The following is an 11,376-nucleotide window of genomic DNA, read 5'->3' on the forward strand; positions in this document are numbered from 1 at the left end:
GTCCGGCGTTTGAGGACGAGGCCGTTCAGGCCGAAGCGGGGGGCTGGGGGCGCAGCCCCCAGGGATGGGACGGGTAGGGGCGGCGGGGGCGAGATCCCTCATCATGAAGCCATGCGCGCTGCCCGCCTGATCAAGATGGTGTTGCTGCTCCAGTCCCGGCCCTCGATGACCGCCGCCGAGCTCGCACGAGAGCTGGAAGTCTCCGAGCGGACCGTCACCCGAGACGCGCAGGCACTGTCCGAGGCGGGCGTCCCGGTGTACGCGGACCGGGGGCGGACCGGCGGATATCGGCTCGTCGGCGGGTACCGGACAAGGCTGACCGGGCTGGCCCGCAGCGAGGCCGAGGCGCTCTTCCTGAGCGGGGTGCCGGGGGCGTTGCGCGAGATGGGGCTGGAAGACGCCGCGTCGGCCGCCCGGCTGAAGGTGTCGGCGGCACTGATGCCTTCCCTGTCGGACGCCTCGCACGCGGCGGCCCAGCGGTTTCATCTCGACGCCCCCGGATGGTTCACCGAGCCCAGGACACCCGAACTGCTCCCCGCCGTGGCGGACGCGGTGTGGGACGACCGGAGGCTGCTCGCGCGGTACCGGCGCGGGGACTCCGACGTCGAACGGGAGCTGGAGCCGTACGGACTCGTGCTCAAGGCGGGGGTCTGGTACCTGTGCGCGCGAGTCACCGGCCGGGATTCCTCCCCGGTACACCGGGTGTACCGCATCGACCGGTTCACAGCGGTGGAGCCGGGCGCCGAGCGCTTCGTACGGGACGAGGAATTCGACCTCACGGCCTTCTGGGACGAGCGAGCCGCGCAGTTCGCGCGGTCGATCCTGCGGGCGGAGGTCGTGGTGCGGCTGTCGCCGGACGGGGTGCGGAGACTGCCGTACGCCGTCGATCCGGCCGCGGCGCGGGAGGCGTTGGAGGTCGCGGACGGGCCGGAGGGCAGCGACGGGTGGGTGACCGTGACCCTGCTGGTGGAGTCCGAGGAGGTGGCCCACAGCCAGCTCGCGGGACTCGGCCCGGACGTGGAGGTGCTGGCCCCGGAGAGCCTGCGGGCGCGCTTCACGAACGACGCGCTACGGCTGGCCGCGCTGTACCGCCACCCATGAGGACGGCCGCGCCGCGCCGCCCATAACGATCTGCCCCGCTCCAGGTGACAATCCGCTGCACTCCACGTGCGCACCACCCCTCCAGGACCGATGCTTGACCCGTGATGGACGAGACGGAGTTCTGGGAGTTGGTGGACGCCACCCGCGAGGCCGCCGAGGGCGACCCCGAGGAGCAGGCCGATCTGCTCGTCGACCGGCTTCTGCTGCTGGACCCGGAGCTGGTCCTGGACTTCGCCCGGCATTTCGAGGCCCGTTACAACCGCGCGTACACGTGGGATCTGTGGGGTGCCGCGTGGGTGCTGCTGGGCGGGGCGAGCGACGACGCGTTCGACTTCTTCCGGTGCTGGCTGATCGGTCAGGGCCGTGAGGTGTACGAGGGTGCCGTGCACGATCCCGACTCGCTGGCCGACCTCATCGACGACTTCGACGACGAGGTCGACGGCGACGGCGAGGAACTGGGGTACGCGGCCGACGAGGCGTACGAACAGCTCACCGGTGCCGTCGCCCCCGACCTGGGGATTCCACCGGCGCCCGCCGAGCCGCTCGGAGCGCCGCTCAACCTGGAGAACGAGGCGGTACTCGCGGAACGTTTCCCGAAGCTGCGGGAGAGGTTCCGGCAGGATTGACGGGGGTACGGCAACGGTTGCCCACCCCTCGACCGAGTCGATGGGCTCGATCGACCGAATCCCAGTGAGGTCACCGTGGCTCGAATACCGTACCCGGAGCGTTCCGCCGCAGCCGTGGACGCGCTTCCCACCCCGTTGAACGCGTTCCGCATGCTCTCCCACGCCCCGGATCTGACGGGTCCGGCGATCGACCTGGGCATGGCCGTGCTCGGGTCGTCGATACCGGTACGGCTGCGCGAGCTGGTGGTGATGTCGGTGGCGGCGCGCACGGACTGCGCCTACGGGATCGTCCAGCACCGCCCGATAGCGCTCCACGCGGGGCTCACCGCCGACCAGTTGGCGGCGGTCGTCGAACTCCGGCCCGAGAAGGGCGAGTTCGACGAGGTCGAGTCGGCACTGCTGACGGCGACGGCGGAACTGATGGCTCAACACACCCTCACAGACGCCACGTTGGGCACCCTGCGCAAGCATCTGACCGACCGTCAGCTGGTCGAACTGATCACGACGGTCGGGTACTACACGATGCTGGCCGGCCTCCTGAACGGGCTGGGCGTGGACATCGATCCGGCGGGCGAGAAGTACCTGGGCATGGGCCGGAGTTAGGACCTGTCCGGAGTTAGGACCTGTCCCGATTAGGACCTGTCCCGCTTCCTCTGATTCCTCCGCTTTCCCGTAACGACGGGTCGACCCACATGTCACAGCGGTGTCCTGATGCCACTGAGATCAGAACAACTGCCCGGCCGCGGCCCTCCAATGGAGCGACAACACCCGCTCGGTCCACCCCCCGGAGGGGTCATGTTTCCGATCGTTCGCCCGCGTTCGATGATTCTGCTCGGTGCCGCCCTCATCGTCGTGCTGATCGGCTCGGTGGTCGGCGCCATGCTGTTGGTCGGAGAGCAGGCCGAGGGCAAGACACTCAACGACCCGGACCCGCAAGCCGTCAGTGAGGTCGCCGTCTGCTCGGACGTGAAGGTCCACGCCTGGGTCACGATGAACGTCGGGACTGTCGCCAAGCCCGACGACAAGTTCGTCGACTACGACGTCGACGCCACCCGCCACGACCACGACCCCTTCGGCCGCACCCTGGCCAAGGGCTGCAACAGCGCCGCCGGAGCCTTCGGGTCCCGGGTGGAGCTCAAGGCACCCGGCCTGAACAAGGGCAGGCCGTTCTATGTGACCGCCCCGGCCGACCGCCGACACGTCCTGGTCCTCCGCCTCACCCAGCACGCGGACGGCACGGTCACCAGCACGGAGAAACTGGTCGCCGCTCGCTGACTCCCATGGCTGGATCAGGGTCGGCGCACGGCTCCCCATGGGAGGCTGGACGGCATGGGGGCAGTGCCGGGCGATCAGGCTTCTCGGGACTTCCTGGCCGGGATCCACGTCGGCGACCTGTGCAGCGGGACGGCCGCAGAGATCACGCGGTCGCACGGGGTGGCGGTGACCCTGGACGGGTATCCCGCACGCCCGCTGGGGCTCGTCTCGCAGGCGGACGTTTCCTGGCGTTGGAATGACGCCGCGGCCATAGAGGTCGGCCGGCGGATCACCGCTGAAGTGACGGCCGTCGACCTGGACGAGGGCCGGGTCCGACTGGCGATGACCGCCACCGAGAACCCGGAGCTCTGGGCGTTCCTGGCATCGCGTCGGCGCGGTGAGATTCTCTCCGGGACGGTCGCGGCGATCCAGCGGTTCGGCGTGTTCGTGTCACTGGACGACGGCCCGGACCACCCGGTCTTCCCCGGCGTCGGGTTCATCACGGTCGCCGAACTGTCGTGGCGGCGTGTCGAAGCGATGTCGGACGTCGTGCGGGTCGGACAGCACATCTCATGCGAGTTCCTCCAGTTCGACACTTGGAACGGAGAGGCGAGACTGTCCTTGAAAGGGATGCGGCCGGACCCTTTCACAGCGTTCGTCGAAGGGCTCGCGGTGGGCCAGAGGCTGCAAGGGCAGGTCACCACGTTGGTCCCGTTCGGCGCCTTCGTCCGGGTCGCCGACGGCATTGAGGGACTGGTTCATCTTCGAGAACTCGCCCGGACGCCTGTGGAGACTCCGGAGGACGTCCTCCAGGTCGGCGACGAGGTCACGGTCGTCGTCACCGAAATCGACCGACAACGGCGCAGGTTGACTCTCTCCCGACGCCAGGCCTCATAAAGGCGAGCCCTCGGCCCAACCCGGTGAACCCATGTGGTCACAGCACTGGATGATTGATTCCAAGGGGTCCTGGGCCGGAGTTCCCCGCCGTACCGGCTGGGAAAACCGCTGTCGGGCCAATGGATCAAGCTGATAGAACTACCGCCGTGCACAGGACTCTGGAGTTTCCCGATCTGCTGCGGCTGATCGACGAACGTGCAACAGCCTTCCGCGCCGTGATCGCCGCCGCGCCCGGCCTCGACCTGCCCGTGCCGACCTGCCCCGGGTGGACGCTGTCCGACCTAGTGCAGCACATCGGCGAGGGCCGCCGCCGCTGGGCCGCCACCGTCGCCGCCGGGCCGGACGCCACGTCCAGGACCCCGGCCCAGGGTGACACGGTTGCGCCGCAGGAGCGCGAGGCCCTGTCGGCCTGGCTGGCCGCCTCGACCGAGCTGTTGCTGGCGGCCCTGCGAGAGGCCGGTCCGGACCAGGGCTGCTTCACCGGCTGGGGTAACACGCAGACGCCGCACACCGCCGGTGGCGTCGCCCGGCACCAGGTCCAGGAGATCGCGGTGCACACCTACGACGCCCAGCTCACCGTGGGCGAGCCGGCCTCGCTGCCTGTCGAGTTGGCGCTCGACGGTGTCGAGGAGACCCTGTTCATCACCTGCTTCACGACGAGCGCCTGGCCGCACAAACCCACCGCTTTCGACTTCCACGCCACCGAGGGCCGCTCCTGGCGCCTCACGGTCGACGGCGACGGTGCACGGACCACCCGGCTGCCCGCTACCGGCGAGGACCCGGACGCGGCAGGCATCTCCGTTCGCGGCCCGGCCAGTGATCTGGTCCTCTACCTGTACGACCGTATTTCGGCGGACTCCCTGCAACTCGACGGGGACCCGGAGCTGCTCGACCTGCTCCGCGCCTGGGAACCGGAGGACTAGGTGTATGAGGGCTCGACGTTGGTGACGCTCTCGCGAAGGCGCGCTGCCGGCGGCTTTCCGGCGGCAGCACTATGCGGCCGATGGTGGTTGTAGCGGATGTTCCACACTGCGATCGCGGCTGACCGGGCGCCCTCGCTGGTGAACTCGCGGGCGGGCGTGGAGGACTTCCTCGGACCACTTGTGCTCGCGGCGCCAGGACTCGATCTGCTCGATGACCCATGCTGGAGTCGCGTTCGGACTCCGGTGCGGACTCGACGGCCGGTCTTGCAATCCCGCATCACCGTGGCCCTCGACGCTCAGGGGCGCATTCGCGTGGGGCACTCGTCGTCCTCTCGAAGTCGGACGACAGCAGGCGCGACACCTGTCGTGCGCGCCTGCCGCAATGCGGCCTTTCAGCCCTGCGGTGCGACGCGGACACGGTTCCCGTCAGGATCGGCTGCGAGGAAGGTCAGCCCGAACCCCGCATCATGAGGCTCGCGCAGGATCGTGACGCCCTTGGACTTCCACTGCTCAAAGGTCGCGTTGAGTTCGTCGGGTCCACCGTCGATGGCCAGGCAGACCTCACTGGTGCGCGGGACGTCCGGTGACAGATCCTCGAACTGGCCAGACCACAGACCGAGGTCAGCGCCCGGCCCGAGGTCGAAGGTGATGTATCCCGAAGTCTCGAACGAGGGGCTCACGCCGAGGAGGTCGCCGTAGAAACGAGCTGCGGCGGGAGCGTCGTTCACGTAGACGATGGACACGACGGATGTGGTCATGGTTGTTCCTTCTCCCAGGTCGTAGGTACGTATCCACCAGCCTGACCGGGATATGCGCCGCATCATGTCGCAATTCCTGAAAAAATTGGTGGGTGACCCCGGACCGTTTCTTCTCCCTGATGCTGCTCCTCGAATCGAGGGATGCCGTGACCACACAGGAACTTGCCTCAGCGCTCGGGGCGTCCCTCCGAACCATCACCCGGGACCTGAACTGGCTCCGCGACGCCGGTCTGCCGGTGACCGCACACCGGGGCCGCCTCGGAGGCGTGACCATGCTGCCCGGGGCCGGGCTCGACCTCACGCGACTCACGCCGGGTGAGCGTGATCATCTGTCGCTCACCGGGCTGGATGAGAAGCAACGTGCCGAGCTCAACACATCGGTCGAAAGCCGGCGCGCGCTCTCCAAGATCGCTGCTGCACAGCCATGTCGAGGTCACGAGCTCTTGCCGCTCACCGACGTAGTGCACGTGGACAGCCGTCCCTGGCGTCAGGCACGAGCTTCCGGCACGACTCCGGCTTCGCTGATCGGCGCAGTGCGGCGAGGTCGCCGGCTACGGATCGAGTACGACAGCCCACGCGAGTCATGCCCACGCGACCTGGTCGTGGATCCCTACGGGCTGTTCGCCAAGGCCGGCATCTGGTATCTCGTCGCCGACTGTGCCCGAGTGCCGCGGATGTACCGACTCGAACGAATCACGACGTGGAAAGAAATCGACCAGCCACGACGGATCCACGAGAACCAGACCCTGGCCACCGTCGCTGCAGCGCTCATTGATCAGTGGGAACACAAGCACGCGATAGAGGTCAGCGCCACCATCGACCAGACCCAGATCGAGCGAGCGCAACGGATCTTTGGCCAACGACTCGTCCCGGACGACCATGAAAACTCCGCCACCGGCTACAAGGTGACGATCCGCTTCCTGCATCTGGAGGACGTGCGAGCACTACTGCCGTTCGGGAGCGCCATCACTGTGCACGGCCCCACCGAAGCCAGGACTCACCTCCGCGACCTCGCCACCAACCTTGCCCACCACTATGCGCCGTCACCAACGCCCTGACCCGCAGCAGCTAGGCGGCGGTACGGCGGCGGGTCGAGTCCGTAGAGATGTAGGCCTGCGTCTGGTCGGCCCGTACCGCGTGGTGCATCGGGGCCGCGTTGGCCTGGTCGAGCGCGGAGGCCGTGACGGCGGCCGGGCCGAGGATCACGGTCGCGACCGCGCAGACGACCGCCCAGGGGCCGCGGGCGGACTTGGCCCAACCGGCCGACTTCTCCGTGGTGTTGGAGTGACTGCTGTTCATTTTCCCCACCTCCAGTCAGTGCGTGTGCATGACGATAGGGAGGTTGTTTCGGTGAACCCGGTGAGTTGCCTGCGAGAAACCTGTGAGCGTACGGCGGCGGTCAGGCGCGCAGTGCCGCCCTCACGAGGGCAATGCCGTTGAGCAACACCGGGGCCGGTTCCGAGGATGCCGTCGGGACCAGTCCCGCGCAGCTGCGGCAGATGCCCGTATGAACACCTCGCGGCAACGGGTCGCGGCACTCCCCGCACTCCGTCAGGGTCTCGACTCGCCTGCGTGGAGCGGTAATTGTCGGAGTCCGGGCTTCCAGGCGGTACGACACGAGGGCGGCCGGGGAGCGGACGGGGTGGGGCAGGTCGGCGGTGAGGGCCTGGCACAGGTCGGCCTCTGTGACCCCGCTCTCCAGCCAGCGGGTGGCGTGGGGCACGAGCCGTTCGATCTCACCGGCGCCGAGGCGCAGGGCGGGGGTGCGGTCGCCGAGGCGGGCAAGGAAGTTCGCGGCACCGCGCTCCAACTCGCCTGGCTGCACAGGCTGGTTGGGGGTGTTTTCCTCGGTGTTCTCGCCCAAGGGGTATGTGCCGACGGCCTGGTCCGCCCCTGCCCCGACCGGCGGGTCCTGGTCACTCGGATCACTCGGATCACTCGGATCAGGAGAGGGGCGTACGGTCCCGAACGCGGCGGCGATCTCATCCGGTGCCGTCAACGCCACGTTGGATACGAGCACTTGGGTGGACCACTGGCCGGTCTCGGGGTCCTGGCTGCGCCGAGTGTGGAGGTAGCCCTCTTCCTCCAGTTGCCGCCGGGCCTTGCGGACCGCGAGGCGGCCTTCCGGCATCTTCTCGCCGATGGACTGGACGGTCTCCCTCGAACCCTCGGGGAGGGACAGTGCCCACTGGAGGAGTCGAACGGCGGTCCCGTTGAGGCGGGGATGCCGGATGATCTCGTTCGGGGTCTGAGAGAAGAAGCGGGCAGGCGGGATAGCATGCTGCAGCATCGCGGTGGACGGACCTTCCACTTGTCGGTGTAGGCCCTCAGATTGGTGTTGGCGCACCGCTGAGGGCCGCTCCGTGTTGGCGCACGGAGGGTGAGAACGTGATTACTGTAGCGCCGACTTTGCGACCAGGTTTACGAAAGTCGTCCATTCGTCCAGCGAAAACGCCCTTTACCGGGGCCCGCCAGAGGGGACCCTCCTCGCGAAAGTGTGACACTTGGGCGCTGAGTGTCACACTTCTGCGCCCTACCCCCTGGGGCTGGGCGTTCCGCGCACCGCGCAACTTCCGAGAGCCAGCGAAAACGCCCGCCCCATCAAGCGGACATCGGCGCTACTAGCATCCGTGTCACCAACATCAATGTCAGTAACTTTGATGTCAGGTCTGGCGGACCGCGAGTTGGGCGAGGTGACGGTCGGCAACAAGTGGCCGTCTCGTGCAGCGGAACCGACCGCACGGGGCTCTACGCGGCCTACGGCCCGGCGGACCTGCTCACGACGTGGCCCACCTGAGTCACACCTCGGCGGCAAAGCCCACGAACGCCGTCCACTCGCCCAGGGGAAACGCCAGCGCGGGACCGGACTTGGCCTTCGAGTCACGGATGTGGACCGTGGGTTGGGCTGGTTCCAGGGCGACTTCGAGGCATTGGCCGCCGGCGTCACCGCTGCGCGAGGACTTCCGCCACTCAAGGGCGACTTCGAGGCACTCCCCGCCCTCCGCGCCGCTGTACGACGAATTCCGCCATTCCAGGGCGACTTCGAGGCATTCACCGCCAGCATCTCCGCTGTAGCTGGACTTGAACCACGTCAGATCTGCGGTGCTCATAGTTCGCCCACCAACCTCTCGATCAGCTTCGCGGACTCCCCCGGCGGGAGCGCCTGGGACCGAATCATGCCAAACCGCTGGAACATCGCGCTGACTTCTTCGCGATCTTCGATAACCAGCCCCCCGGCCTGACCTTCAACGTACGCGACCCACTCCCGCTTGGGGGTCTCCAGCAGCGTCCATGCGCCATTGAATCCAGCGTGGAGTTCCACGCTCGTCGGCATGACCTGGATCGAGATGTTGCGCTGCTCGGTGAGTTCCAACAACCTCTCCAACTGCCCCTTGATAACGGCCTGTCCGCCGACCGGGCGCCTCAACACCCACTCCTCGATGACCAACGCCAAGGACACGCGCGGCACGCGAGTGAGCAACGCCTGCCGGGTCATGCGCGCCTGCACTCGGGCTTCGATCTCGTCTTCGTCCAACGTTGGGACGCGCGCACCGAGAACAGCACGCGCATACCCCTCCGTCTGCACGAGGCCGTGCAGGACATGCGTGTTGTACGACCACAGGCTGACCACCTCGACCTCCCGCTCCAGATAGTCGTCGAACCACGACGGATACCGCCGCCGCTCCAGATGCTCCGCCGCCGCGTCGATCGCAACCCGCGCATGCAGGAACTCCCCCGCCCTCGCGATGAACTGCAAGCTCGGCATCCGCTCGCCTCGCTCGACCATCGCCACCTGCGACGCCGAGTACCCCACATGCGCCCCGAACTGCTCCCGCGTACTCCCCTGGGCCTCCCGCAGCGCACGCGACACCGCCCCGAACATCTTCATGCTCGACGAGCCTTCGACACCGTCCTGCACAGCCAACCCCCTTGCCCGCACACTCCCTTGTGTGCCACCGAAAGTCCTGTTCAGGCTAGCCACATATCACCCACCGTGAGGGCATGCACACGCAATCGCCCCCAGAAGTGGTCCTCCAACTCCTCGCGGAACCAGAGCGGTTCGCCGCCGCGCGCCAAGTCGTCCGGGAGCAGCTGGCCGCCTGGGGGTACCCCGAACTCGCCGACGCCGCGACGCTCTGCGTGACCGAGATGCTGGCCAACGTCCACCGCCACGTGAAGTCCCCGGAGTGCGAACTACGCCTCCGCACACTCCCGGAAGGCGGGGTTCGGGTGGCCGTCGCCGACCGTTCGCCCGAACTGCCCGTCTGGTACACCGAACCCGACTGGGATACGGAGAGCGGACGGGGCATCTTCCTGATCGCGTCCGTGGCGAGCCAGTGGGGCGTCACGCCCAGACAGGGCCGACGCGGCAAGCAGGTGTGGGCGGAGTTCACAGCTGTGAAGTCTTGACCCGCCCGGTGAGCCCCGGCTTACGGTGGCCGCCGCCGAACAGGAGCGTCGTGCCCATGACCAGCCCGTACGTGAAGGGGATCACCCGCGAGGAACACCTCGACCATCTCCGGCTGCACCCGGACGCGAGCCATCTCCAGATCCCCGAGTGGGCCGACGTGAAGCCCGACTGGACGGCGGAGAGCGTCGGTTGGTTCGAGGGGGAGGCGCTGGTCGCCGTAGCGCTCGTGCTGTACCGGGCGTTCCCCGGCACCGGTCGCTTTCTCGCCTACCTCCCCGACGGGCCGGCGATCGACTGGCACAGCCAGCGTCCGGAACGCTTCCTGGACCCCCTCATCGCGCACCTGGAGAAGGAGGGCGCGTTCTCGGTCCGCATCGGCCCGCCGCTCGTCGTCCGGCACTGGGACGCGGCCACCGTCGCGGCGGGCATCGCCGACCCCTCCGTACGGCATCTGCGGGATCTGCCCACGGACGGCATCGACGGGTACGCGCTGGACGCGGCGGAGCGGTTGCGGCGGCTGGGGTGGCGGCGCTGCAAGGAGGCGGACGGGAGTGGGTTCGGGCTCGGGCAGCCGCGCTACGGGTGCCACATCCCTTTGGCAGGGCGGTCGGCGAACGAACTGCGGGCCGCCCTCTCGCCCCACTGGCTGCAGTCGCTGCAGACGGCCGAGGGCGGCGGGGTCGGGGTCTTCTGGGGCTCGGCCGACGATCTGCCCGCGTTCCACCGGCTGTACCGGGCCACGGCGGAGCGGGACGGTTTCAAGCCCCGTCCCCTGGACTACTTCCGGCGCATGTGGCAGGCGTTGAACGCCGAGGAGTCCGACCGGCTGCGGATCTATCTCGCCGAGTACGACGACGAGGTGCTGTCCTCCGCCCTGATGATCAGCGTCGGCCCCCGCGTCTGGCACTCGTACCCCGCGTCCGGCCGTCGCGGTCGTGAACTCCGGCCCAGCAGCCTCCTGTTGTGGCGAATGCTGTGCGAGGCACTGGACTCGGGCGCGGACACGTACGACCTGCGCTCCATCACCCCGTCCCTGGTCGCCGAGGACCGCCTCGTAGGCCGCCTCCTCTTCAAGACCGGCGCGGGCGGCCGGGCAGTGGAGTACCTGGGGGAATGGGAACGCCCGGTGGGAAGTCAAGGGAAGGTCCTGCAACGGGCGTTGGGCGTCTATCTCGCCCGCAGGTAGAAGCGCCCATAGGGGGCGGCACAGCGGCCTTCAAGGGGCGCGGGGGCTTGTCGATTTGCGGCCCCGCCGCGTGGGCGCGCCCGGGACGCAACCGAGCGGGGTCCAGGGGCGCAGCCCCGACCCCTGGGGGCGCGGGGAGCTGCGCGACCAGCCACAACGGACCCGCACCCGACATCCGACCCAGCGGGGTCCGGGGGGGCGCAGCCCCGACCCCTAGGGG

At 68.5% G+C, this 11,376-nt stretch carries 14 protein-coding genes; 9 read left to right on the forward strand and 5 right to left on the reverse strand.

The window, feature by feature from the left end:
* Positions 1–111 precede the first annotated feature (111 nt).
* From ACFWP5_RS49745 to ACFWP5_RS49770, 6 genes are all read left to right on the forward strand, one after another.
* Positions 112–1,101 (forward strand): helix-turn-helix transcriptional regulator, encoded by a 990-nt coding sequence (locus tag ACFWP5_RS49745; protein WP_384173166.1) that lies wholly within the window; start codon positions 112–114, stop codon positions 1,099–1,101.
* A 104-nt stretch (positions 1,102–1,205) separates the two neighbouring features.
* Positions 1,206–1,727 (forward strand): DUF4240 domain-containing protein, encoded by a 522-nt coding sequence (locus tag ACFWP5_RS49750; RefSeq protein ID WP_384173201.1) that lies wholly within the window; start codon positions 1,206–1,208, stop codon positions 1,725–1,727.
* 75 nt (positions 1,728–1,802) lie between these two features.
* Entirely contained in the window at positions 1,803–2,330 is a 528-nt protein-coding gene (locus ACFWP5_RS49755) for a carboxymuconolactone decarboxylase family protein (protein ID WP_384173169.1), read from the forward strand.
* Between the two features lie 192 nt (positions 2,331–2,522).
* Positions 2,523–3,002 carry a hypothetical protein gene (locus ACFWP5_RS49760; RefSeq protein ID WP_384173172.1) on the forward strand — a complete coding sequence of 160 codons (480 nt, stop codon included), beginning with the start codon at positions 2,523–2,525 and terminating at the stop codon, positions 3,000–3,002.
* A gap of 54 nt (positions 3,003–3,056) precedes the next feature.
* Positions 3,057–3,878 carry a S1 RNA-binding domain-containing protein gene (locus ACFWP5_RS49765; RefSeq protein ID WP_384173174.1) on the forward strand — a complete coding sequence of 274 codons (822 nt, stop codon included), beginning with the start codon at positions 3,057–3,059 and terminating at the stop codon, positions 3,876–3,878.
* 146 nt (positions 3,879–4,024) lie between these two features.
* Positions 4,025–4,801, forward strand: a complete 777-nt coding sequence (locus ACFWP5_RS49770) for a maleylpyruvate isomerase family mycothiol-dependent enzyme (RefSeq protein ID WP_384173177.1) — start codon at positions 4,025–4,027, stop codon at positions 4,799–4,801.
* Between the two features lie 392 nt (positions 4,802–5,193).
* Here the strand turns inward: ACFWP5_RS49770 and ACFWP5_RS49775 are convergent, their stop codons facing one another.
* On the reverse strand, positions 5,194–5,559 hold the full coding sequence (locus tag ACFWP5_RS49775; protein ID WP_384173180.1) for a VOC family protein: 366 nt from the start codon (positions 5,557–5,559) through the stop codon (positions 5,194–5,196).
* A 92-nt stretch (positions 5,560–5,651) separates the two neighbouring features.
* Between ACFWP5_RS49775 and ACFWP5_RS49780 the strand changes: the two genes are divergently transcribed.
* Entirely contained in the window at positions 5,652–6,617 is a 966-nt protein-coding gene (locus ACFWP5_RS49780; RefSeq protein ID WP_384173183.1) for a helix-turn-helix transcriptional regulator, read from the forward strand.
* Positions 6,618–6,627: 10 nt separating this feature from the next.
* On the opposite strand, the gene ACFWP5_RS49785 is transcribed toward ACFWP5_RS49780, so the two are convergent.
* The 4 genes from ACFWP5_RS49785 to ACFWP5_RS49800 form a co-directional block, all read right to left on the reverse strand.
* Positions 6,628–6,858 (reverse strand): hypothetical protein, encoded by a 231-nt coding sequence (locus ACFWP5_RS49785; protein ID WP_318015859.1) that lies wholly within the window; start codon positions 6,856–6,858, stop codon positions 6,628–6,630.
* Between the two features lie 100 nt (positions 6,859–6,958).
* Positions 6,959–7,849: a hypothetical protein gene (locus ACFWP5_RS49790; protein WP_384173186.1), complete on the reverse strand. Its 891-nt coding sequence runs from the start codon at positions 7,847–7,849 to the stop codon at positions 6,959–6,961.
* A 508-nt stretch (positions 7,850–8,357) separates the two neighbouring features.
* A complete protein-coding gene (locus ACFWP5_RS49795; protein WP_384173189.1) occupies positions 8,358–8,669 on the reverse strand; it encodes a DUF397 domain-containing protein in 312 nt (103 codons plus the stop codon).
* The gene (locus ACFWP5_RS49800; RefSeq protein ID WP_384173192.1) at positions 8,666–9,478 is read right to left on the reverse strand and encodes a helix-turn-helix domain-containing protein; all 813 of its coding nucleotides are present in this window, start codon (positions 9,476–9,478) and stop codon (positions 8,666–8,668) included. The genes ACFWP5_RS49795 and ACFWP5_RS49800 overlap by 4 nt, the downstream gene beginning before the upstream one ends.
* Positions 9,479–9,561: 83 nt before the next feature.
* On the opposite strand from ACFWP5_RS49800, the gene ACFWP5_RS49805 reads away from it, so the two are divergent.
* Together ACFWP5_RS49805 and ACFWP5_RS49810 are read left to right on the forward strand one after the other, a co-directional pair.
* Complete coding sequence (locus ACFWP5_RS49805; RefSeq protein WP_384173195.1) at positions 9,562–9,969, forward strand: ATP-binding protein; 408 nt, start codon at positions 9,562–9,564, stop codon at positions 9,967–9,969.
* A gap of 56 nt (positions 9,970–10,025) precedes the next feature.
* Positions 10,026–11,156: a lipid II:glycine glycyltransferase FemX gene (locus ACFWP5_RS49810; protein WP_384173198.1), complete on the forward strand. Its 1,131-nt coding sequence runs from the start codon at positions 10,026–10,028 to the stop codon at positions 11,154–11,156.
* Positions 11,157–11,376: the final 220 nt, after the last annotated feature.

The sequence above is a fragment of the Streptomyces sp. NPDC058469 genome (assembly GCF_042721125.1).
Classification (GTDB): Bacteria; Actinomycetota; Actinomycetes; order Streptomycetales; family Streptomycetaceae; genus Streptomyces.